General features: G+C 65.0%; 23 protein-coding genes. 8 read left to right on the forward strand and 15 right to left on the reverse strand.

Annotation, left to right across the window (positions count from 1 at the left end; translation table 11 throughout):
- The first annotated feature begins 5 nt into the window (after positions 1-5).
- Positions 6-1073 (forward strand): ABC transporter ATP-binding protein, encoded by a 1068-nt coding sequence (locus J2X92_RS14945; protein ID WP_093015948.1) that lies wholly within the window; start codon positions 6-8, stop codon positions 1071-1073.
- Positions 1074-1095: 22 nt separating this feature from the next.
- Here the strand turns inward: J2X92_RS14945 and J2X92_RS14950 are convergent, their stop codons facing one another.
- Complete coding sequence (locus tag J2X92_RS14950) at positions 1096-2109, reverse strand: endonuclease/exonuclease/phosphatase family protein (RefSeq protein ID WP_307576752.1); 1014 nt, start codon at positions 2107-2109, stop codon at positions 1096-1098.
- Between the two features lie 240 nt (positions 2110-2349).
- Between J2X92_RS14950 and J2X92_RS14955 the strand changes: the two genes are divergently transcribed.
- The 4 genes from J2X92_RS14955 to J2X92_RS14970 are packed head-to-tail and all read left to right on the forward strand — an operon-like array spanning position 2350 to position 6903.
- Complete coding sequence (locus tag J2X92_RS14955) at positions 2350-2781, forward strand: hypothetical protein (protein WP_307576753.1); 432 nt, start codon at positions 2350-2352, stop codon at positions 2779-2781.
- A 49-nt stretch (positions 2782-2830) separates the two neighbouring features.
- Positions 2831-4558, forward strand: coding sequence for a molecular chaperone HscC (locus J2X92_RS14960; protein WP_307576754.1), 1728 nt, complete (start codon positions 2831-2833; stop codon positions 4556-4558).
- Positions 4555-6156: a hypothetical protein gene (locus J2X92_RS14965; RefSeq protein WP_307576755.1), complete on the forward strand. Its 1602-nt coding sequence runs from the start codon at positions 4555-4557 to the stop codon at positions 6154-6156. Before J2X92_RS14960 ends, J2X92_RS14965 begins: the two co-directional genes overlap by 4 nt.
- A 24-nt stretch (positions 6157-6180) precedes the next feature.
- Entirely contained in the window at positions 6181-6903 is a 723-nt protein-coding gene (locus J2X92_RS14970) for a hypothetical protein (RefSeq protein ID WP_307576756.1), read from the forward strand.
- A gap of 79 nt (positions 6904-6982) precedes the next feature.
- Here J2X92_RS14970 and J2X92_RS14975 read toward each other — a convergent pair whose 3' ends face one another.
- Positions 6983-8827 carry a DEAD/DEAH box helicase gene (locus J2X92_RS14975; RefSeq protein WP_307576757.1) on the reverse strand — a complete coding sequence of 615 codons (1845 nt, stop codon included), beginning with the start codon at positions 8825-8827 and terminating at the stop codon, positions 6983-6985.
- Positions 8828-9115: 288 nt separating this feature from the next.
- On the opposite strand from J2X92_RS14975, the gene ettA reads away from it, so the two are divergent.
- Entirely contained in the window at positions 9116-10777 is a 1662-nt protein-coding gene (gene ettA / locus J2X92_RS14980; RefSeq protein ID WP_307576758.1) for an energy-dependent translational throttle protein EttA, read from the forward strand.
- Between the two features lie 3 nt (positions 10778-10780).
- Here ettA and J2X92_RS14985 read toward each other — a convergent pair whose 3' ends face one another.
- Genes J2X92_RS14985 through J2X92_RS15000 form a run of 4 tightly spaced genes read right to left on the reverse strand, consistent with a single transcriptional unit; the run spans position 10781 to position 14116 of the window.
- On the reverse strand, positions 10781-11236 hold the full coding sequence (locus J2X92_RS14985; RefSeq protein ID WP_307576759.1) for a carboxymuconolactone decarboxylase family protein: 456 nt from the start codon (positions 11234-11236) through the stop codon (positions 10781-10783).
- Positions 11151-11651, reverse strand: a complete 501-nt coding sequence (locus tag J2X92_RS14990) for a MerR family transcriptional regulator (RefSeq protein WP_307576760.1) — start codon at positions 11649-11651, stop codon at positions 11151-11153. The genes J2X92_RS14985 and J2X92_RS14990 overlap by 86 nt, the downstream gene beginning before the upstream one ends.
- Before the next feature lie 34 nt (positions 11652-11685).
- Positions 11686-13080 carry a TAXI family TRAP transporter solute-binding subunit gene (locus J2X92_RS14995; RefSeq protein ID WP_307576761.1) on the reverse strand — a complete coding sequence of 465 codons (1395 nt, stop codon included), beginning with the start codon at positions 13078-13080 and terminating at the stop codon, positions 11686-11688.
- Positions 13081-13090: 10 nt separating this feature from the next.
- Positions 13091-14116 (reverse strand): P1 family peptidase, encoded by a 1026-nt coding sequence (locus tag J2X92_RS15000; RefSeq protein WP_307576762.1) that lies wholly within the window; start codon positions 14114-14116, stop codon positions 13091-13093.
- 40 nt (positions 14117-14156) lie between these two features.
- Between J2X92_RS15000 and J2X92_RS15005 the strand changes: the two genes are divergently transcribed.
- Complete coding sequence (locus J2X92_RS15005) at positions 14157-15455, forward strand: NAD(P)/FAD-dependent oxidoreductase (RefSeq protein WP_307576763.1); 1299 nt, start codon at positions 14157-14159, stop codon at positions 15453-15455.
- 15 nt (positions 15456-15470) lie between these two features.
- On the opposite strand, the gene J2X92_RS15010 is transcribed toward J2X92_RS15005, so the two are convergent.
- The 4 genes from J2X92_RS15010 to J2X92_RS15025 are packed head-to-tail and all read right to left on the reverse strand — an operon-like array spanning position 15471 to position 17780.
- On the reverse strand, positions 15471-15938 hold the full coding sequence (locus J2X92_RS15010; protein WP_307576764.1) for a DUF411 domain-containing protein: 468 nt from the start codon (positions 15936-15938) through the stop codon (positions 15471-15473).
- 11 nt (positions 15939-15949) lie between these two features.
- A complete protein-coding gene (locus J2X92_RS15015) occupies positions 15950-16228 on the reverse strand; it encodes a hypothetical protein (RefSeq protein WP_307576765.1) in 279 nt (92 codons plus the stop codon).
- Positions 16225-17217, reverse strand: a complete 993-nt coding sequence (locus J2X92_RS15020) for a glycerophosphodiester phosphodiesterase (RefSeq protein WP_307576766.1) — start codon at positions 17215-17217, stop codon at positions 16225-16227. The genes J2X92_RS15015 and J2X92_RS15020 overlap by 4 nt, the downstream gene beginning before the upstream one ends.
- Positions 17214-17780 (reverse strand): DUF1439 domain-containing protein, encoded by a 567-nt coding sequence (locus J2X92_RS15025; protein ID WP_307576767.1) that lies wholly within the window; start codon positions 17778-17780, stop codon positions 17214-17216. Before J2X92_RS15025 ends, J2X92_RS15020 begins: the two co-directional genes overlap by 4 nt.
- A 169-nt stretch (positions 17781-17949) precedes the next feature.
- Here J2X92_RS15025 and J2X92_RS15030 point away from each other — a divergent pair, with 169 nt between their 5' ends.
- On the forward strand, positions 17950-18912 hold the full coding sequence (locus J2X92_RS15030; RefSeq protein ID WP_307576768.1) for a DUF72 domain-containing protein: 963 nt from the start codon (positions 17950-17952) through the stop codon (positions 18910-18912).
- Between the two features lie 14 nt (positions 18913-18926).
- On the opposite strand, the gene J2X92_RS15035 is transcribed toward J2X92_RS15030, so the two are convergent.
- Genes J2X92_RS15035 through J2X92_RS15055 form a run of 5 tightly spaced genes read right to left on the reverse strand, consistent with a single transcriptional unit; the run spans position 18927 to position 22613 of the window.
- The gene (locus tag J2X92_RS15035) at positions 18927-19709 is read right to left on the reverse strand and encodes an amino acid ABC transporter ATP-binding protein (protein ID WP_307576769.1); all 783 of its coding nucleotides are present in this window, start codon (positions 19707-19709) and stop codon (positions 18927-18929) included.
- Entirely contained in the window at positions 19693-20346 is a 654-nt protein-coding gene (locus J2X92_RS15040; RefSeq protein ID WP_028260104.1) for an amino acid ABC transporter permease, read from the reverse strand. Before J2X92_RS15040 ends, J2X92_RS15035 begins: the two co-directional genes overlap by 17 nt.
- 17 nt (positions 20347-20363) lie before the next feature.
- A complete protein-coding gene (locus J2X92_RS15045; RefSeq protein WP_307576770.1) occupies positions 20364-21020 on the reverse strand; it encodes an amino acid ABC transporter permease in 657 nt (218 codons plus the stop codon).
- A gap of 31 nt (positions 21021-21051) precedes the next feature.
- Positions 21052-21852 carry a transporter substrate-binding domain-containing protein gene (locus J2X92_RS15050; RefSeq protein ID WP_307576771.1) on the reverse strand — a complete coding sequence of 267 codons (801 nt, stop codon included), beginning with the start codon at positions 21850-21852 and terminating at the stop codon, positions 21052-21054.
- Positions 21849-22613 (reverse strand): GntR family transcriptional regulator, encoded by a 765-nt coding sequence (locus J2X92_RS15055; RefSeq protein WP_307576772.1) that lies wholly within the window; start codon positions 22611-22613, stop codon positions 21849-21851. Before J2X92_RS15055 ends, J2X92_RS15050 begins: the two co-directional genes overlap by 4 nt.
- Between the last annotated feature and the right edge of the window lie 51 nt (positions 22614-22664).

Consider the following 22664-nt stretch of genomic DNA (forward strand, 5'->3'; position numbering starts at 1 on the left):
TAAAAATGGCTTCCGTATCCTTTCGCAATATCCAGAAATCCTTCGGCAAGGTCCAGATCATCCAGGGCCTTAGCTTCGACATCACCGACGGCGAGTTCGTGGTGCTGGTCGGGCCTTCGGGCTGCGGCAAGTCGACCTTGCTGCGCATGCTCGCGGGCCTCGAAGACATCAGCGGCGGTGAGATCATGATCGACAGCCGCGTGGTCAACGACCTCGAGTCGAAGGACCGCGACATCGCCATGGTGTTCCAGAGCTATGCGCTCTATCCGCACATGACGGTGGGCGAGAACATGGGCTTCAGCCTGCGTCTGCGCAACGCCGAGAAGTCGGTGACCGACGAGCGCGTGTCGCGGGCTGCGAAGATCCTCAACCTCGATCCGCTGCTCGGACGCTATCCGCGCGAGCTGTCGGGCGGCCAGCGCCAGCGCGTGGCCATGGGGCGCGCCATCGTGCGCGACCCGAAGGTGTTCCTGTTCGACGAGCCGCTCTCCAACCTCGACGCCAAGCTGCGCGTGGCGATGCGCGCCGAAATCAAGGCGCTGCACCAGCGCCTGAAGACCACCACCGTCTACGTGACGCACGACCAGATCGAAGCCATGACCATGGCCGACCGCATCGTGGTGATGCACGACGGCATCGTCGAGCAGATCGGCACGCCGCTCGACCTGTACGACCGCCCCGACAACCTGTTCGTCGCGCAATTCATCGGCTCGCCGTCGATGAACGTGATCGAGGGCACCGTCCGGCGCTCGGGCGCTGAATGCTACGTCGAGGCGCACGGCGCGCGCTGGCCCGTGCCGCCTCGCACCTCGGCACCCGATGGTCAGCCGGTGCACTACGGCATCCGTCCGGGCGACATCACGCTGGGCGGCGGCAGCGGCGTCAATGCGCAGGTGATCGTGGTTGAGCCCACGGGCGCCGAGACCGAACTGCTGGTGCAGGTGGGCGAGGCGAAACTGGTGCTGGCGGTGCATGGCCGCGTCGACGCGCAGCCCGATGAGACCATAGGTCTTGCAATCGACGTCGACCGGGTGCACCTGTTCGACCGCCAGAGCGGCCGGCGCATGCCCTGAGCTTTTATATTGGACTTTCGGCTCAGTCCGTGCGCAGCCGGAGCAGCGCACGCACGAAGCCGTGGTCCGAGCGCGAGCGGTCGCGCCCTTCGTGCAGGTGGTCGTTGAAGTAGTCGACCCTGCGCACGTCGCCCAGGCTGTTGCGGCTCGTCGCCACGAACTCTTCGCTCACGAAGACCTGGTCGAGCACGGCTGGAAAGCCCTGGTGGATGTGGGAGTAGGCCACGTCTTTCTTGAGCGCCGATTCGCCCTGCATTTCGTAGGCGTTGAAGAGCGCCACGTCGCGCGCAGCCTTGTCGTAGGCCACTTCGGACGTGGCGGCCACCAGTTGCGTTGTGACGCTGTGCGGGTCGTCGTTGAAGTCGCCCATCACCACCAGCGGCGTGTTCGTGCCCTGCAGCAGATCGAGCACGATGCAGCGCAGGGCGGCGGCCTCGGCGCCGCGCATGACGAGCGAACGCAGCGTCGCCATCACCCCGACTTTCCTATCCTCTCGGTCTTCCACGGCGTTGCCTTGCGCGTCCTGCAGGAACTTGGGCCGCTTCGACTTGAGGTGCACCGTGAGCACGTGCACCTGCTGCCCGTGTTTCATTCGCAGCGTGACCAGAAGCGGCGGACGCTCGAAGCGCGTGTGCGGACCCAGGCCCGGCACCTCGACCCCGAAGCCAGGCGGAAAGTCGACGAACGATTGCACGCGGTCCACCTGCAGCCGCGTCGCGATGCCGACCCGCGGCGTGCCCTGTGCGCCGTTGAGCGGCGGCGTGTTCTCGGCACCCGGCACCGCGACGAAGTCATAGCGCAAGCCGCTGCGCGCAATGGCGGCCTTCAGCGCGCTTTCGTCCCAGACCTCCTGCACCGCGAGCACGTCGGCATTGAGCGCACGAAAACGCTCGCCGATCCAGTCGATCTTGCGCTCGTACTCGCGTTCGTCGTACGGGTCCTGGTTCTCGTAGTACACCCGATGCGGGTTTGCGAGATTGAGCAGGTTGCAGGTGGCGACGAAGAGCGTGGCGTAGTTGGGTGGGATGTATTGCATGGCTTGCGATTGTGTCCGGCGCTGTGCCAAGTCTGGGAGACGCCTTTGGTACTAATAGGCAAAACCACCGTGAATGCGGTTGTGTGGAGCAGTTGACAAAAACGCAATAAATGCGCCGGGTTCGCACCTTGGCAACGATTGTGTCGGGACTTGTAAAACGACAATTCGATGCTGCGGACTTTTCATCCGTGCTGGCGGGCTCTCTCATGTTCGCGCCAAATTTCAACGGGAGGAATAAAGATGATGATTCGATCGACCTGTGCTGTCTTGCTGGTTTGCGTTGCGCTGGCCGCCTGCCAATCTGCCCCTTTGTACGAGCCCAGCCGGCGCGCGCTGGTCACGGCGCAAGAAGACGAAGAGCGCACCGCGGTCGGCAAGCCGTTGCCCGGCACCCCTTTCGCGCAGCTTCGGCCCGGCATGAGCTACGCGGAAGTCATCAAGATCGCGGGTAAGCCCAGCGCCGAAACCGTCCGGAACACAGGCAAGGCCTGGATTCCCACCTACAACGGCACAGATCGGTGGCGCCATTACCTTGCCTACAAAGGGCAGGGCGTGCTGGTCTTCGCCGGCACCGCAGGCGGAGAAATTGCCGAGATCTCGCGCACGAGGGCCTACACGCCCGACGTGCTGATTCAGATCGTGCACAACTCCGCGGACAGCGGGAAGCTTTGACTCCGAGGCTTTTCAGTTCTCACACACCAAAAGCGAAAAACGGCAAACGATGATTATCGGAGTTGACCTTGGGACCACTCACAGTTTGGCGGCCATCTGGCGTGATGGGCGCGCCCAACTCGTCCCAAACGCACTCGGCGAATTTCTGACGCCCTCGGTTGTGAGTGTCGACGAGGACGAAAGCATCCTGGTCGGTCGGGCGGCACGCGAACGTTTGCAAAGCCATCCATCACGCACCGTGGGGGCATTCAAGCGCGCAATGGGCACCGCCAAGCAGTTCGATCTCGCACCGCGGCGCTTTCGCGCCGAAGAACTTTCATCGTTGGTCCTGCGCTCGCTCAAGGCTGACGCCGAGGCCTTTCTGGGAGAAGTCGTAAACGAGGCGGTCATCACGGTGCCGGCGTATTTCTCCGACGCACAGCGGCAAGCCACGCGATCCGCTGGCGCCCTGGCGGGCTTCACGCAGGTGAGCCTGCTCAACGAGCCCACGGCGGCGGCACTGGCATACGGTCTCAATCAACGAGACAGTGAAACGCAGTTCCTGGTGTTCGATCTTGGCGGTGGAACCTTTGATGTCTCCGTCCTCGAATTGTTCGATGGCGTGATGGAGGTTCGGGCAACGGCGGGCGACAACCATCTGGGTGGCGAAGACGTGGACTCGCTGCTGGTGAGTGCCTTCATCACGCATACCAAGCTGCCGGAGAAGCTCTCCAACAACGCGGCGTTGCGGGCCCAGATCGGTGCGCGTGTCGAGAAGGCCAAATGTGCGCTGGAGACACGCGAAAGCGTCACGATCTCGGTCACGGCGCAGCGGCAGGAGTACGCCATGGAGTTGACCGCCGAGACCTTGGCAACGGCGATTGCACCTTTGTTGGATCGGCTGCGTGCACCCATCGAACGAGCATTGCGGGACGCCAAAATCCGCTCTAGCGAACTCGAGGCTATCGTGCTTGCAGGCGGCAGCACGCGACTGCGTTCGGTGCGGCTACTCGTGGCGCGGATGTTCGGCAGGTTTCCCGAGACGGCGATCAATCCGGACGAAGTCGTCGCAATGGGCGCGGCTGTTCAGGCGGGCCTGAAGATGAACGATGCGGCGCTTTCCGAGCGCGTGTTGACAGACGTCTGCCCCTACACATTGGGCATCGAAACTTCGCGCCACTTTGGCGACGGCCGCCTCGCGACTGGTTTCATGGCGCCAATTTTGGACCGCAACACGGTAATTCCTGCCAGCCGGGTGCAGCGCTTCTTTCCAGTGGCTGACTTCCAGAGCCTGTTACGGATCATGGTCTATCAAGGTGAGGCAAGACGCGTCCAGGACAACATCCTGCTGGGGCAGTTCGATCTGGAGATGCCGCAAGGGCGAATGGGGGAGGTGGGAGCTGATGTGCGCTTTACCTACGACGCGAGCGGGCTGCTGGAGGTCGAAGCAACACCCGTGAAGGATGATCGGCCTGCCGGAACACCGAAGCAACTCGTGATCGAGAACTCGACAGATCGGCTCTCTCAGGAAGAGATTGCCGTCCGGCTCGCGGCGTTGAAGCAACTCAAGATTCATCCCCGCGAGAAGCTGGAAACCCGCACGCTTTTTGCGCGCGCTGAACGCTTGCATCAGCAGTTGCTGGGGCAGGTGCGCGAGCATCTTGCCGACGCCATCAGCCGCTTCGAACTGGCACTCGATACGCAGGAAGAACGGAATATTGCACCGGCGCGCACCCAACTCGAGATGCTCGTCACCGCTGCGGAAAAAGACAGATTCCTGCTGGGCGAAGAGCAATGAGCGCCACCGACCCAACAGGCTGCTTTGCTCGCCTTGGGCTCCCGCCCGATTCCGACACGCGATCGATCAAGCGCGCCTATGCAAAGGCACTCAAGCTGATCGATACCGCCACAGAGCCCGAACGCTTTGCACAGCTCCGGCAGGACTATGAACAGGCACTGGCCATTGAAGGTGCGCGGAAATCAACTGACTTTGCGCCGCATGCAGAGGATGTGCCCGACCCCGTTGCCAGTGAGAGCGTCAACCGATTCGAGTCGCTGAATCCAGGCCTCACGGAGCCCGCGAGTGCATTACCGGAAGGAGACTTCGGGACAGCTTTGGATGACGATGAACCATACGTCTTCGAATCGGAATCACGATCGCCCGATGCTCCCGCCCCAGAAGAGCTCCTCGATCAACTGGAACGCTCGGCAACCTTCGCCCCCGACAACGTAGCTGCTGCGATCATGGTGCTCCGGGGGCTCATCGAAACAGACGCAATGACCTCGTTGGCCCGGCGAGATGCATTCGAAGTGTTACTCGTGGATGCACTGCGCATACGACGCTTTGGAGCTTGCAACGGCGCGCTGCTTCTTGCCGCGGCCGAAGTGTTCGGTTGGCGCGTTGATGGTGCAAGGCACCTTTCGCGCATGGGGTTTTCCGGCTCCATCATGAATGCGGTGCTCGATGAAGTCAGCCAGACCTCTCAAGCGCGGCTTCAGCGGATGCTGCTACTTTCCGGAGAGCCTACGGCCGCCAGCGCGCTCAAGTTATGGAAACCGGAGCAAGAGATCAATGCACATACGCCGCTCGGTTCCGTGCTGTTTCCGCCTGGGCACCTGGAGCGATGGGCGCAAGCCCATGCAGATGCACCGCTTGTCGAGCGGTCGAAGCGCAGGCTTCATAAGTTGCTGAGTTCAAGAGCCGTTTGGCGTGCTGCCGTCACTTTGTTGATTATCCCGGTTGCACTGGCAATCTTTGCCCTGGTGTTGTCGCGTGTCACAGAAGGGGAAGTCCGACAGGCTTCCGTCGAATGCCAGCGTGCGTTCGCGGCCGCTCGAGGGACCAACTGGAAGAATATCGCGCTGTCCTCCGTTGGGACCCTGCAAAAGTGTGCGGCACAGCTGTCCCCGGAAAGTTGCGCAGACAAGGAAGGTCTATTGGTAGTGACGGCGATCACGAACCGCTTGATTCCCCGCATGGGCGACCAAGACGTCCGCGCGGTGGCCTATTACGTGCTCATGCCCTATGAAGCGATTCGTCTCAATCTGGACGACGGGCGGAGCTTCGGCCCGTCTGAGAGTGGAAGCTGCGAAAGCGTTGAGTCTTTTCTGAATGCCGCGAACTGGTTGACCGGAGGCGATGAACCGGCCGCCAGGCTACTTATCGAAATAGCGGCGAGCTGCCGGTACAAAGCCGGTAGGTCCTACCAGCGCCTGAGCCCCGCGCTGTACACATTTCTCGAACACACGGACGCGTGGCCCGCGCCTGAGGGCAGCACGCAAATCGCACGCTATCGCCTGAAAGACCTGGTAGGGCCGAATCGCCCAATCGACGTCGCAACCGCGAGAGCAACCATCGGATCGCAATATCCATGGGCTGCATGCAAAACCAATTGAACGTTCCGAATTAACTAAATCACCATGACGCTTTACAGCACTCAGTCTCACCGCATCTTTTTGGCTTGCGCTTTGGCAGGCACCCTGTTGCTCGTAGGTTGCGGCTCCAGGCCCACCACTGCGCCCGAACTCCCCACCGTCACCCGCATCATGGTGATCCCCGTGGCGCCGATCAACAAGCTTCACACCGAGAACAAGGGCGTTCCGCTCGGCGTGCTGTGGCAGTCGATTGCCGATCGTGTGAAGGGTTCTGAATTCAACGAGCGCATGGAGGCCGTTCGCAAGGACATGGGGCCGAAGATGACGGCTGCGCTGGTGCAGCAACTGAACGCGCTGGGTTACCAGGCGCAGGCGCTCGAGGGCGTTTCCAGGCCGGCGGCTTCGCCGGACCACATCGATTACGGCAAGCTGCCGACGTCGGAGCCGGTGCTGCACGTTTACTTCAACGAGGTCGGCATGTACTCGGCGCGCTTCTCGACCGACTACGTGCCGCGCGTGAACCTGAGCGCCTATTTGATGACCGCGAAGGACGGCGACTCCGTGTACTCCGAGACCATCTACTACGGTGCCGACGCCAGCGGCGACTCTTCCGGCAGCGTGCCGGCGAATGCGCGAGACCGCTGGGGGAGCTTCGGTGAACTGGTGGCGAAGCCGCAGGAGGTCACCCGCAGCTATGACGACGCGGTGACCGCGCTGGCGACCAGAATCGCAAAGAACATCCGGGCGAGCACGGCACCGCCGCGCTGACGAGCGGGCCCGGAAAAAACAAAGGGCACCGAGGTGCCCTTGTTCAATTGCGAAGTAGGTGTTCTACCCGCGGTTCCGCTTAACGGCCGAACGAACGGCCACCGCCGCCACCGCCGGAACGGTTGCCACCGCCACCGCCGCCGCCGCCGCCGCCACCACCATAGCCGCCGCCACCACCACCCGAACGGCCACCGCCGCCCGAACGGTTGCCGCCGTAGCCGCCACCACCGCCGCCCGGACGGCCGCGACCGCGTCCGCCACCCATGTGGTCGACGCTCGTGCGCAACGGATCCGGCTGGCCATCGCCGCCTGCGACGGCTTCCGCACGCAGGTGCGCGACCTGGTTGGCTTGCGTCGGGCTGTGGCTGTTGCCGTGATGGCGCGGTTGGCGCTCGTCATGCGGCAGGTGATTCTGCTGATGATGATGCTGGGGCGCATGGTGCGGCGTGCGTGCCGGGCCTTGCGGTCCGCGCCCTTGTGCCGGACGGGCACCCTGGCCACGCGGGCCTTGCCCCTGGGCCTGGCCGCCGCCATTGGCGTTGCGGCCTTGACCGCCACCGCCCTGGCCGCCACCACGGCGTTGACCGCCGCCGTTGCCGCCACCACCGCCACCGGCGCGTTCGCCGCCGCCTTGGCCGGCCTTGTTCTCGCGAATGCGTTGGAGCATTTCGGTGCGGGCAGCCTTGGCGGCCGCCTGCATCACATCGCGGCTCGGCGGACGGCCGGCGCCGCCCCAGATCGTCTGGCGACCCATGGCGATCGGTTCGGCACGTTCGCCTTCTTCAGGGCCGAAGCCTTCGACGAACTGCACCGGAATCGTCTGCTTGGTGAAGCGTTCGATCTCCTGCATGAAGCCTTCTTCGTCCATGCAGACGAAGCTCACGGCCTCGCCGCTCGAACCGGCACGGCCGGTGCGGCCGATGCGGTGCACGTAGTCTTCGCTGACGTTCGGGATTTCGTAGTTCACAACGTGCGGCAGCTCGTCGATGTCGATGCCGCGCGCGGCGATGTCGGTGGCCACCAGCGCGCGGATGTCGCCGCTCTTGAAGCCGGCCAGCGCCTGCGTGCGTGCGCTCTGGCTCTTGTTGCCGTGCAGCGCCATCGCCTGGATGCCGTTCTTGGTCAGGAATTCGGCCACGCTGTTGGCGCCGAACTTGGTGCGCGTGAACACGAGCACCTGGCTCCACTTGTTCTCGTTGATGATGTGCGCGAGCAGCGCCTTCTTCTTGCCGCGGCCCACGGGGTGGATCACCTGGGTGATGCGCTGCACCGTGGTGTTGCGCGGCGTGACCTGGATGCTCTGCGGGTTCTTGAGCAGCGTGGCCGCGAGGTCGCGGATTTCGTCGCTGAAGGTGGCCGAGAACAGCAGGCTCTGCTTTTCCCTGGGCACCAGGGCGAGGATCTTCTTCACGTCGTGGATGAAGCCCATGTCCAGCATGCGGTCGGCTTCGTCCAGGATCAGCATCTGGACCTGGCTCAGGTCGAGCATGCCCTGCTGCTGCAGGTCGAGCAGGCGGCCCGGGGTAGCCACGAGAATGTCGACACCCTTCTTGAGCTTGCTGATCTGCGGGTTCATGCCCACGCCGCCAAAGATCACGGTGGAGTCGAGCTCCAGGTATTTGCCGTAGGTACGGACAGACTCTTCGACCTGCGCCGCGAGCTCGCGCGTGGGCGTGAGCACCAGGGCACGAATGCCGATGCCGCCGAACTTGTTGGTGGCACGGGCGCCCGTGCTGAGCTTGTGCAGCATCGGCAGGGTGAAGGCGGCCGTCTTGCCGGTGCCGGTCTGCGCGCCGCCGAGCAGGTCGTGCCCGTCGAGGACCGCGGGAATGGCTTGCGCCTGGATGGGGGTGGGGGTGTCGTAACCGTGCTCGTGCACAGCCTTCAAGATGGCGGGAGCCAGCTTCAGTTCGTCAAAATTCATTGGAAACAATAAGCGCCATACACGGCGCAGTGGCATCGGCCCGCTTGGCGCTTTTTGCAACGCCGAGCCAGTCAAGGCTGATGAAGGTCAGGGGTGGGAGCCGAAAAACCCGTCGTGATCGAGGGCTTTCTTCGTCCCCGGCAGAGAGCCGGTGTTGCGGGCAACTGGACCCGGCAACGGTGAGTATTGTGGCATGAGTCGATAATGCGTGGTTTGCCGCGCCCGAATATCGCTTTCGGATGCCCGCGATTTTCCCGAATCTCCGCTACCCAAGGTAACTACCCCCAGATGGCTCAATACGTCTATTCGATGAACCGCGTCAGCAAGACCGTGCCGCCCAAGCGGCAGCTCTTGAAAGACATTTCGCTCTCTTTCTTCCCCGGCGCCAAGATCGGCGTGCTCGGCTTGAACGGTTCGGGCAAGTCCACGCTGCTCAAGATCATGGCGGGTGTGGACAAGGAGTTCGAAGGCGAGGCGCTGCCCATGCCGGGCATGACGATCGGCTATCTGGAGCAGGAACCCAAGCTCAACACCGAGCACACTGTGCGCGAGTCGGTCGAAGAGTCCATGGGTGCGGTGTTTGCGGCCAAGGCGCGCCTCGAAGAGGTGTACATCGCCTATGGTGCCGAAGACGCCGACTTCGACGCGCTGGCGGCCGAGCAGGCCCAGCTCGAAGCCGTCATCGCCACCGCCGGCACCGATTCCGAACATCAACTGGAAATCGCCGCCGATGCCCTCCGCCTTCCGCCGTGGGACGCGAAGATCGGCCTCTTGTCAGGCGGCGAAAAGCGGCGCGTGGCGCTGTGCCGCCTCTTGCTGTCCAAGCCCGACATGCTGCTGCTCGATGAACCGACCAACCACTTGGACGCCGAATCGGTGGAGTGGCTCGAAGTGTTTTTGCAGCGCTTCACGGGCACCGTGGTGGCCATCACCCATGATCGCTACTTCCTCGACAACGCGGCCGAGTGGATCCTGGAAATGGACCGCGGCCGCGGCATCCCCTGGAAGGGCAATTACAGCACCTGGCTCGAGCAGAAGGGCGAACGCCTGGCGCAGGAGCAAAAGAGCGAAGAAGCCCACGCCAAGGCGCTGAAGAAGGAACTGGAGTGGTCGCGCCAGAACCCGAAGGCGCGTCAGGCCAAGAGCAAATCCCGTCTCGCCCGCTTCGAAGAGCTGAGCGACATGGAATACCAGAAGCGCAACGAGACGCAGGAAATCTTCATTCCTGTGGCGGAGCGGCTGGGTCAGCAGGTGTTCGAGTTCCACGGCGTCAGCAAGTCCTTCGGCGACCGCATGCTGATCGACAACCTGAGCTTCACCGTGCCGCCGGGCGCGATCGTCGGCATCATCGGCCCGAACGGCGCCGGCAAGTCGACGCTCTTCAAGCTGCTCGCGGGCAAGGAAAAGCCGGACACCGGCGAAGTCGTCATTGGCTCGACGGTCAAGATGGCTTTCGTGGACCAGCACCGCGACGAGCTCGCCAACAACAAGACCGTGTGGGAAGACATCTCGAACGGCCTGGACATCATCAACGTCGGCAAGTTCCAGATGGCGAGCCGTGCGTATGCGGGCCGTTTCAACTTCAATGGCGCCGACCAGCAGAAAAAGGTCGGAACGCTGTCGGGCGGTGAACGCGGCCGGCTGCACCTGGCCAAGACGCTGATCGCGGGCGGCAACGTGTTGCTGCTTGACGAACCCTCGAACGACCTTGACGTCGAAACCCTGCGCGCGCTCGAAGACGCGCTGCTCGAGTTCGCCGGCACCGTCATGGTCATCAGCCATGACCGCTGGTTCCTCGACCGCATTGCCACGCACATTCTTGCGGCCGAAGGCGACAGCCAGTGGACCTTCTTCGACGGCAACTACCAGGAGTACGAAGCCGACAAGAAGAAGCGCCTGGGCGAAGAAGGCGCCAAGCCCAAGCGCATGCGTTACAAGGCTCTGAAGTAAGCCTCAGGTCGCTTCAGCAAGAGCGTGCGGTTCCGCAAGGGGCTGCGCGCTTTTTTCATCGTCCGCCGTAAACACCTCGCGTGCGGCGAAGAGGCCGTTCAGTGCCGCCGGGAAGCCTGCGTACACCGCCATCTGCATGATGACCTCGACCACCTCGGAGCGCGTCACGCCGACGTTCAGCGCAGCCTGGATGTGCACCTTCAACTGCGGCGCGGCATTGCCCATGGCGGTGAGCGCGGCCACGGTCGCGATCTCGCGGGAGCGCAGGTCGAGGCCGGGGCGCGAGTAGATGTCGCCGAACGGAAACTCGATCACCAGGCGGCCAAAGTCCGGCGCGATGTCGGCCAGGCTTTCGACCACCTTGACGCCGCCTTCACCGTCGATCTGGTGGAGCTTGGCCAGGCCACGCGTGTAGCGCAGGCTGTCGCCCTGACCCTGGTCCTGTTGTGTGTTCGTCATTGCTCGTCTTTCCTTCCCGGGCTTTGCCCGATGGTGGAGGACGCTTCTTCGTCTTCTCGACCGCGCGGTAGTGGTCGATCTTGAGCGACAGCGCTTGCATGGATTGCTGCAGCGCCGCCACCCGGGCCTGAACTTCGGCAAGGTGCTCCTCGAGCATCTCGCGCCGTTCGCCGACGCTGGCGTCCCCCTGGCTTCGAAGCCTGACGAAGGCCTGCATGCCCTGGATGGACATGCCGGTCTCGCGCAGGCGCAACAGGAAAGCCAGCAAGTCCATGTCGGCGCTCGCATAGCGCCGCTGACCGCCCGGTGCACGCGGCACCGCGGCAATCAGCCCGATGCGCTCGTAGTAGCGCAGCGTGTGGGCCGTGAGGCCGGTGCGTTGCGCGACTTCCGCGATGGTCAAGCTGACTTCCATGGCGGGAATTCTCGAAGTTCGAGTGCGCTCCAAGTCAAGCGCTTTCTGCGGCTTCCTTCGGCAGCGGCGTTCGGGGCGCGAAGTCGCCCGGTTCCGGCCAGCGCATCTGCACGCGCTTTTGCACCGTGTGGATGTTGTTGCGCAGCGCATAGAGTTCGTCGGCGTACGACAGCGGAACGGCCACCTTGTTCACCACGCGGTCGAGCTCGTCGAGTTCGTCGAGCAACTCCTTGCGCTCGCCTTGCCGCGCATCCACCTTGGCCTCGATGTCGCGCAGCCGCGCATACCAGCGAAACACGCGCCGTCGCACGCGGAACTGGTAGAGCGGCGGCACCACGCGGCTCAGCGGCAGCATCAGCACCAGCAAACCGCCCAGCACCAGCCACATGCGCTCGATCAGGTTGCTGGCCCAGAACGGCAGGTAGCGCTGCCAGAAGGGCGGCGTGCCGTTGATGGCGCGATCGCCCTCGGGGCTCACGGGCAGCTCGCTGGTGCGGGTGTTGGGAAAATCGCGCGCGCGGTTGAACCAGCCGGCATCGCTGTGCACGCCTTGCGCGGCTTGGGCAAAGAGCTGTCGCAGTGCCGGGTGCGTCTCGTCGCGCGAGAGCAGCGAGGTGGTGGCCGCGAGCAGCGACACGTCGGAGGGCGGCAGGTCCCTCGACAAATCGACCACGCCGCGCGGCAGCGTGACCGCCGAGAGGAACGGAAAGCGCCGCGTGTAAGCATCGGCCTGGCCGAAATCCATGAGCTTGATGTCGGGCGCGCGCAGCAGGCGCTGCACCTGCGGCGACTGCGGCGCGGAGGCCAGCACGATGGCGTCGAGCAGGCCGGCCTGCAGCGCTTCGGCGGCGGCCGCCTGTTCGAGGTTGGAGAGCTGTAGCGCGTCGGGGTCGAGGTGATTGGCTTTGAAGAGCCTTTCCATGATTTCGGGCAATCCGCTGCCTGCCAGGTCAACGTTCACGCGCAAGCCGCGCAGTTGCGCGAGCGATGTCAGCGTGCTCGTCTTGCGGTCGATCTTCTGTGCGCTGTCCGCTCGGTAGAAGAGCCAGATCGGCTCGTAGAACAGGCTGCCGAGGGACGTGAGGCCGGCTTCCTCGTCGGCCACCGGGTCGGCGCTGCCGCCGCGCACAAATCCGACGTCGGCGCCGCCGCTGCGAAGCAGTTCTAGGTTCTCGGACGATCCCGTGGTGGCCTTGAGCTCCACTTCGATGCCGCTGCTCTTGAGCAGTTCGGCATAGCGCTTGCCGAATTGCGAGTAGGCGCTGCCGGTGGGGCCGGTGGCCAGCGTCACATGCCCGGGCGGCTGCGGCTGCAGCCACCAGTAGGCGGCAATCAGCAGGCCGATCACGAGGAACACGATCGGGCCGGCTGACGCGATCAGGTCGCGAATCGACAGCAGGATCAGCTTCAGCGTCTTGGGCATGGCCATGGGAATCAATTCAACCTTTGGTAGTGGCGAGGTCGGCCGCGCATGGCACGTGCAACTCGCCTACGGTGACAGAACGCGCGGCCAGCACCGCACGCAAGGTGGCGCGCGCCACCGCTTCGGCCGCCATGGTGCCGAGCACGGTCATGCCGGGGGCATTGCCCTCGAGCGGCACGCGGCCGGTGGCCAGCGCAAAGAGCGTGTCGCCGTCGCTCATCGTGTGCACCGGATTGATGGCGCGCGCGAGGCCGTCGTGCGCCACGCTGGCAAGGCGGTTGGCCTGCACCTTCGTCAGCACCGCATCGGTTGCGATCACGCCCAGCGTGGTGTTGGTGCCTGCAAGCAGCGGCTTCGGCTGCTCGCCGCGCAGCAGGGCGCGACGGGTGTCGAGCAGCGCCAGGCCGTCTTCGGTGCGCGCGCCGGCTACCGGCTGCGCGGTGTCGGGGTCGATCACGTCGCCGAGCGCATTAACCGCTATCAGCGCGCCCACCGTCACGCCGCCCACGGTGACCGAGGCGGTGCCGATGCCACCCTTCATCGCGCGCTCCACGCCAAAGAGCTTGCCCACGAGCGCGCCGCTGCCGGCGCCCACGTTGCCTTCGGCCGGGGCATCGCTGCTGGCCGCCTCACAGGCCGCATAGCCGGCCGCGGCGTCGGGGCGGATGCGCGCATCGCCCATGGGCAGGTCGAACAGCACGGCGGCCGGCACGATGGGCAAGATGCCGAAGCGCACGTCCATGCCGATGTTCCGCTCCTCTAGCCAGCGCATCGCGCCCTCGGCGGCGGCCAGGCCCCAGGCGCTGCCGCCCGCCAGCATGATGCCGTGCACCTGCTGCACCAGGTTGCCGGGCGAGAGCAGGTCGGTTTCGCGCGTGCCGGGCGCGGCGCCGCGCACGTCGACACCCGCCACGGCGCCTTCGCGCGCAAGGATCACGGTGCAGCCGGTGGGCCGGCGAGTGTCGGAAAAATGGCCTACCTCGATGCCGGCGACATCGGTGATGGCGCCTGAAGGCGAAAGATCGGAAGAGGGAACGGACATGGCGGCCGATTATGGGACCGCCCCTCTACGATAGGCGTCCATGACAGTTGCAAGAAGTTTCTCCGCGGGCGGCGCCGGGCGTCACGCGGTCGTGATCGGCGCGGGCGCCGTGGGCAGTGCGACGGCCATCGAGGCCTTGCGCGCCGGCCTGCGCGTGACGGTGGTGGAGCCCGGCGAGCCGGGCGGGCCGCAGGCCACGAGCTACGGCAACGCGGGCTGGTTGTCCTCGCATTCCGTGGTGCCGCCTGCGTTGCCCGGTGCGTGGCGCAAGGTGCCCGGCTGGCTGGCCGATCCGCTAGGGCCGCTCGCGCTGCGCTGGCGCTATCTGCCGCGGTCCTTGCCCTGGCTGCTGCGCTACCTGGCCTCGGGCTGGACCGAGGCGCGCGTGCAGCGCACGGCCGACGCACTGCGCACCCTGCTTGCCGATGCGCCGGCCCTGCATGCCCGGCTGGCCGCAGAGGCCGGCGTGCCGCAACTCATCGAGCAGCGCGGGCTGCTGCATGCGTACCGGTCGCGCGAAGAGTTCGAGTCTGACGCGCTCGGCTGGCGTGTACGCCGGCGCACCGGCGTGCAGTGGGACGAGTGGGCTGGGCCGGAACTGCGGCAGCGCGAGCCCGATCTCGATGCGCGCTACACGCTCGGCATCTTCGTGCCCGAGGCCGGCCACTGCCGCAACCCTGGGGCCTACGTGGCCGCGCTGGCGCGACATGCGATGGAGGCCGGTGCAGAGCGCGTGGCGGCGCGCGCCACGGGCTTTCGTATCGAAGGCGGACGGCTGCGCGCGGTGCAAACGGAGGCCGGGGAGATCGTCTGCGACGCTGCCGCCATCTGCGCGGGCGCTCGCTCGGGCCCACTCGCCGCGTTAGCCGGCTCCCCTGTGCCACTCGAATCGGAGCGCGGCTACCACGTGGTGGTCGAAGGCGCTGTGGTGGGTCCGCGCACGCCGACCATGGTGGCCGATGGCAAGCTCATCGCGCACTGGATGGACGGCGGCCTGCGTGCGGCCGGGCAGGTCGAGATCGGCGGACTCGAGGCTGCGCCCGACTGGCGCCGCGCCGAGATCCTGCATCGCCACCTGCAATCGATGTTTCCCGCCCTGGCCGATCAGCCGGCGGATTCGGTTGTGGTGAAGCACTGGCTCGGCCACCGGCCCAGCCTGCCCGATGGGTTGCCATGCATCGGCGCCGCCGCGGCCAGCGCGGACGTCGTGCTGGCCTTCGGGCATGGCCATGTGGGCCTCTGCGGCTCCGCGCGCACCGGCAGGCTGGCAGCGCAGTTGCTGGCGGGCACCGCGCCCGAGACGGCGCTGGGTCCGTTCGATCCTGGCCGCTTCAGCTGACCGGGCCGTACCGGTTCAGCGGTAGCTCTGGTAAACGCGAGAGCCGCCGTCGGCAAGCACCAGCAGAACGTCGTAGGGATCGCGCTGGTTTCCGTAGACCGCGCCGTCCATCCCCGGTGAGCCGACCGGCATGCCCGGCACGGCAAGGCCGATGGCTTTCGGCTTTTCACGCAGCAGCCGGTGCACCTCGCGCGCGGGCACGTGGCCTTCGAGCGCATAGCCGCCGACCATGCCGGTGTGGCACGAGCCCAATTTGTCGGGCACGCCGAGCCGGGCGCGCGCAGCGTTGTTGCCGTCATCGTGCACGCGCGTTGTAAAGCCGTTTGCATTGAGGTGCTTGACCCAATCCTGGCAGCACCCGCAGTTCGGGTCCTTCCAGATCTCGACCATCGGCGCCGCGGCCAACGCGGCGAGCGGCCATGCCGCGGTGGAGGCGAGCGCCAGCGCCGAGCCGGCGCGCAGAAGAAGTGTTCGTCTTTGCATGTGGGGTCTCCTCAAGACACGAGCTGCCCGCGAGCCTTGTCGACCCACACCTGCAGGTTGTCGAGCAGGTCCTTCTGGCTGAAGGAGCAGCTCTCCTCGCTGAAGAGCGCACTCGATTCGAGCCGGTCGAGCAGGTTCAGCAGCACCTCCGCGTAGCGCGGCGGCAGGGCGCCCAGCAGGTCCGTGCTGGCACGCGCTTCGTTCGAAAGCGCGGAGGCCGAGCCACTGCCGCTTTGCAATGCCGCGATGCGGCTACCGAGGTCTTCGAGTTGCCGTGCGGCGGTGTTCATGACGCGGCCTTTCCGGGTGGCGGCAGCGACAGCCCGCGTTCGCGCATCAAGTCGCGCAGCACATCGGGGTAGTCGGTAATGATGCCGTCCACGCCCCAGTCCATCAGCCGCAGCATGTCGGCGCGTTGGTTCACGGTCCAGGGCAGCACCTTGAAGCCCAGGCCCTGTGCCTCCTTGATGGCCGCCGGGGTCAGGTCGTTGTAGGCCGGCGACCAGATCACCGGCCCTGCCGACTTGCCTGAAGCGGCCTTGACCAGTTGCGGAGTGGAGGTGAAGTTGGTGCTATCGAGCCCGGCCGTCCAGCGGCTGTCCTTGAGCGTGCGCGCGCTGCTGAGATAGGCGCGCGGCAACTGGGGCGCAAGCTGGCCGACCAGCGCGAGCGTGCGCCAATCGAAGCTCTGGACGGTGACCCGGCCGCCCATCTGCGCCTTGTCGATCTCGGCGAGCAGGGCGCGCACCATCGGCTCGGGCGCGGCGGTCTCGTCAGGCTTGGCCGGATCGATCTTGGTCTCGATGTTGAAGCGCACCGTGGCGGCCGCGGCGCCCCGTGCACGCACGTGGTCGAACAGGGCGGCCAGGGTTGGAATGCGTTCGCCGTCTTGCGGGATTTGCAATGCAAACTGCTTGCCGTAATTGCTCGCGGGATTGAGGCGGCCCACGTCGTAGCCCTGAATTTGCGCCAGCGTGAGCGAGCGCACGGTGGCGCCGCTCTGCGGAGCCAGCCATGCGCCGTTCGCGTCCCGCGTGTGGTCGGGGTTGAGAGTGGTGTCGTGCGAGATCACGACCACGCCGTCGGCCGTCAGACCAATGTCGAGCTCGAGCGTGTTCACGCCCAGGTCGATGGCCTTCGAGAAAGCCGCCAACGTGTTCTCGGGTGCAAGGCCGCGTCCGCCGCGGTGAGCCTCCAAGTCGAAGTGCTGCTTTGCCTTGGGGAGAACGGCCGCGCAGCCTGCAATAAGCAGTGCGGCGGCAAGCAGGGGATATTTCATTTGAGCTGTACCTTGATGCCGTCGTCTAGCACCGTGATGTCGCCGATTTCGTAGGTCTTGCGGCCGACGGTGAGTTCTTCGGCGGTGAAGCTGCGCAGTATTTGGCCTTGCAGCAGTTCCTGGGCGACCACCGCGCCTATCTTCTGCAGCCTCTCGGCATCGCGGCCCTGCACGCCCTGCAACTCGAGGCGCTCGGCCTTGGGTTGGTCGAGCCGCAGCGCGCGCGTGGCAGCGTCGTAGCGCAACGCACTGCTGACCGAGACCACGCCCTGCACCGGCGATGCGGCCAAGAGGGGGCTCGCGATGGTCAGCGTGGCCGTGATGGCCGCGCGGTTGCCGCGCGCGTCCAGGCCCAGTTGCGGATCGCGCAGCCCGACCATGAAGATCTCGGCATAGCGTTCGGCCACCGGAAAGCGCTTGGCGATCTGCGCCTGCAATTCGTCGCGGGTTGCGGTGTATTCGCTCAGGAAGAAATTGAAACCTGCCAGCGCCGAAAGCGGCGATTGCAGGACCGTGGCGCCGAGCAGCGCGCGCAGCACCCAGCGGCGGGAGTTGAAGGGCATGGGAGGGATTTGCATACTTCTCGGAGCTTGCCACAGCCCGCGTGGTTCCAGCCAGCGGGTCCGGCGCGTTCGCAAGTTCCCCATGCTGCTATGCGGAAGGGAATATTTCCTACGCGCCGGCGCTGTTCGGCGAGCCACGTTCGGGGCTTCGGCAAGAAAAAGACGAACGATGCAGCGCGCCACGCGAATCGGAATTTCTGGCTGGCGCTATGCGCCATGGCGGGGGCGCTTTTATCCGCAGGGGCTGGCGCAGCGCCTGGAGCTCGATTTTGCCTCGCGCATGCTGCCGACCATCGAAATCAACGGCTCCTTCTATTCGCTGCAGCGCCCCGAGTCCTACCAGGCATGGCATGACGCGACACCGGATGATTTCGTGTTTGCGGTGAAGGGGCCGCGCTACATCACCCACAACCTGCGGCTCAAGGAACCGCGCACCGCGCTCGCCAACTTCTTTGCCTCGGGTGTGTTCGCACTCGGCTCCAAACTCGGACCGATCCTCTGGCAGCTGCCGCCGTACTTTGTCTACAACGCCGATCGCCTGGAGGAATTCTTCACGCTTTTGCCCCGGGACGGCCGTTCCGCGCTGGCGCTCGCACGCCAGCACAACGAGAAGGTCGGTGAAGACCGCACGTTGTTGAAGGTGCCTGCGAAACTGCGCCTTCGCCATGCGCTGGAAGTGCGGCATGCCAGTTTCGCGAATCCGGAATTCATCGCGCTGCTGCGCCGGCAGAAAGTCGCGTTGGTTGTTGCCGATACGGCAGGACGCTGGCCGCTGCTCGAAGACCTCTGCGCTGACTTTGTCTACATGCGGCTGCATGGCGACAAGGAGCTCTACGCCAGCGGTTACAGCGACGAAGCGCTCGATAGCTGGGCCGAGCGCATCGATGCGTGGCGCCATGGACGCCAGGTCAAGGATGCCAAGCTGGCCGCGCCTTCGCGCCGATTGGCCGGGCGCAAGGGACGCGACGTGTACTGCTATTTCGACAACGACGTGAAGGTGCACGCGCCCTACGATGCCGCGCACCTGGCGGCCCGGCTCGGCGTGGCCACCGGCCTTGGCACCGACGACAACTTCGAGCCGCCGCCCGGCATGGCCGTGCGCAAGCGCACGAAGGCAACGGCCCGCAAGTAGCGGTGGCTTGCGGCTCAGTCGTGCAGCGACGAAAGAAACTGCTTGAGTTCGGCCGTCTGAGGATTGCCGAACAGTTCGGCCGGCGGGCCGATCTCATGCACGCGGCCCTGGTGCATGAAGATCACCCGGTCGCTCACCTTGCGCGCAAAGCTCATCTCGTGCGTGACCATGAGAAGCGTCATGCCTTCGTCGGCCAGCGACTCCACCACGCGTAGCACCTCGCCCACCAGTTCGGGGTCAAGCGCCGAGGTGATCTCGTCGCACAGCAGCACGGCCGGTTCCATGGCCAGCGCGCGGGCAATGGCCACGCGCTGCTGCTGTCCGCCAGAGAGCTGGTCGGGCATAGCGTCGAACTTCTCGGCCAGGTTGACGCGCTCGAGCAGCTTGCGCGCCTGCGACGCCGCCTCCATGCCGCCGCGCTTTTTCACCAACGTGGGTGCGAGCATCACGTTCTTGCCGACCGAGAGATGCGGAAACAGGTTGAAGCTCTGGAAGATCATGCCCACGCGCTGGCGCAACTCGCGCATGGCCATGGCGCTTTCGTGCAGCAGGGGCTTGCCATCGACAGTGAGCGAGCCCTCCTGGAACACCTCTAGCCCGTTGATGCAGCGCAAGAGAGTGCTCTTGCCCGAGCCGCTCTTGCCGATGATGGCGATGACCTCGCCGCGCTTCACTTCGAGATCGATGCCCTTGAGCACCTCGTTGGCGCCATACGATTTGCGCAGCGCGGTCACGCGCACGATGGGCGCGGCGGAGGAGGAGGTGGAAGAGACGGGGGATTCAAGCACGGCGGCCATGGGATTTCCTCTCGAGGTTCTTGGCGTACAGGCTTACCGGAAAGCACAGCACGAAATAAAGCAGCGCCACGCAGCTGAACACCACGAAGGGCTTGAAGGTGGCGTTCGAAATCATGCTGCCGGCCTTGGTGAGTTCGACGAAGCCGATGACCGAGGCGAGCGCGGTGCCCTTGATGACCTGCACCAGGAAGCCGACCGTCGGCGCGATCGCGATCTTCACGGCCTGCGGCAGGATCACGTGGCGCATCTGCTCGGCAAAGCTCAGGGCCAGGCTGCCCGAAGCTTCCCACTGGCCCTTGGGAATGGAGGCCACGCAGCCGCGCCAGATCTCGGTGAGAAAGGCGCTGGTGTAGAGCGTGAGCGCCACGCTCGCTGCGGTCCACGCCGACACGTCGACGCCGAACAGCGCGATGCCGAAGTAGGCGAGAAACAGCTGCATCAGGAGCGGCGTGCCCTGGAACAGCTGCACGTAGACGCCGACGGCGCGGTTCATGACGCTGCCGCCGCGCAGACGCAAAAACAGCAGCAAGCCGCCGACCAGTCCGCCGCCAACGAAGGCGATGAACGACAGAACGACCGTCCAGCGCAGTGCCATCAACAGGTTGCGCAGAATGTCCCAGAGAGAAAAATCGACCATGGTGTGGCTTCCTGCGTTCAGCGGCCGAAGAAAAATCTCGGCCCGGCCCAATTGAGCAATTTGCGCAGCGCCACCGCCAGCGCCAGGTAGAGCAGCGTGGCAATGATGAAGGACTCGAAAGCACGGAAGTTGCGGCTCTGGATGAGGTTGGCCGCATAGCTCAGCTCTTCGGTGGAGATCTGCCCGCAGACGGCCGAGCCCAGCATCACGATGATGATCTGGCTCACCATGGCGGGCCACACCTTCTTGAGCGCCGGCGGCAGCACCACGCGGATGAACACCTGCAACTTGTTGAGCGCCAGGCTCACGGCCGCCTCGATCTGCCCCTTGGGCGTGGCCTCGATGCCGGCGCGGATGATCTCGGTGGAGTAGGCGCCGAGGTTCATCACCATCGCGATGATCGATGCCGTCTCGGGCGTGAGCTTGACGCCCGCGGCCGGCAGCCCGAAGAAGATGAAGAACAGTTGCACGATGAAGGGCGTGTTGCGGATCAGCTCCACGTAGCTGCCCGCCACCCAGCGCAGCCACGGCGGCCCGTTGGCGCGCGCCCAGGCGCAGGCCACGCCCACGGCCATGCCGATGACCGTGGCAATGGCCGTCAGGCCGACTGTCCAGGCAATGCCCTTGGCGAGCAGCCGCCAGTCGACAAGAACTGCACCGAAATCGAATTCCATGGCGGCGCCTTTATGAAAGGTTCAGCGTCGGTCAGACGGGCAGGTCGCCGGATGCCTTGCCGAGCCACTTCTTGGACATGGCATCGAGCGTGCCGTCCTTCTTGGCCGCGGCGATGATCTCGTTGACCTTGGTCTTCAGTGCGGTTTCGCCCTTTGCCACGCCAACGTAGCACGGACTGTCTTTCAGCAGCAGCTTGAACTCGGCGCTGACCTTCGGGTTCTTGGCCAGCATGTCGCCGGCCACAGCCGCGCTGGTGGCAACGGTTTGCGTCTGGCCGGCCACGAAGGCTGCGATGGTTGCGTTGTTGTCCTCGAAGCGGCGGTAGTCGACGTTCGGCGGCGCCACCTTGTTCAGTTCCTGGTCTTCCATGGCGCCACGCGTCACGGCGACGGTCTTGCCGGCCATGTCGGCAAAACTGGTGAGTTTCATGCTCTTGGCGGCGTACACGGCCTGGAAGAAAGGCGCATAGGCCGAAGAGAACTCGATCACCTTCTCGCGCTCGGGGTTCTTGCCCAGCGTGGAGATCACGAGGTCGGCCTTGCGGGTCTGCAGGTAAGGAATGCGGTTGGCGCTGGTCACGGGCACGAGCTCGACCTTCACACCCAGCTTGGCGGCGATCAGCTCGGCCATTTCCACGTCAAGGCCCTGCGGCTTCATGTTCTTGTCGACCGAGCCGTACGGCGGGTAGTCGGTGGGCACGGCGATCTTGATGGTCTTGGCCTTCAGCACGTTGTCCAGGGCGTTCTGGGCTTGGGCGGCGCCCGCTGCAGCCAGCATGGCAACCGAAGCAAGTGCGAGGGTGAGGTGGCGTTTGGACGAAGAGAAGTTCATAGCAGGGCTCCTAGGTAAGTCGTTGAATCGGTGTCGTCGGGGGAGGGCGCGGCTTTGCGCCGCTTCGGCTTGGCCGAGGTGTTTTGAAGCGGTGCCAGCGCATCTCGCAGTTGCGCGAGTGGATCGGTGGGCGCCTGCACGCGCAGCGCCGATTGCACCGTGCCGATGTGCGCAGCCATCAATGCCTCGGCGGCGGCGTGATCGCCCCTCTCGAGTGCGGCAACGATCTGCACGTGGTCTTCGCAGGACTGCACGGCGTCGTGCGAAGACTGGTAGAGCATGGCGATCAGGGTGGTGCGCGCCGTGAAGTCGCGCAGCGTGTCGGCCAGGAGGGTGTTGCCCAGGCATTCGGCCAGGCACACGTGAAAGTCGCCGAGCAGGAAGCTGCGGTTGCCGACGTCGTTTTCCTTCAGCGCGGTTTTTTCACGCTGAAGGTGCGCCTTCAACTGGCGCAGTGCGGACTTGTCGATCTTGCCGGTGTTGCCCGCACTGCGGATAAGGCCAAGCTCGATGACGCGCCGGGCTTCGAAGGCTTCGCGCGCCTCGTCCTGGGAGGGTTCGATCACGAACCAGCCGCGCCGTGCGCTCACGGTGACGATGCCGCGCGCGGCCAGGCGGGTGAGCGCTTCCCGCACGATGGTGCGGCTGCAGTCGAACAGCATGGCAAGCTGCTGCTCGCCCAGGCGCGAACCCGGCGCGAGCTTTTGCGCCATCACCGCTTCGACGATGCGTGCACTGATTTCGGATGCGGAAATGGCCATAGGCCTGCATACCAGCAGCTTTTGTGCCAACTGGTATGCAAGATATGTGCA

Origin of the sequence: Variovorax paradoxus, from assembly GCF_030811855.1 — a bacterium.
Classification (GTDB): Bacteria; Pseudomonadota; Gammaproteobacteria; order Burkholderiales; family Burkholderiaceae_C; genus Variovorax; species Variovorax paradoxus_L.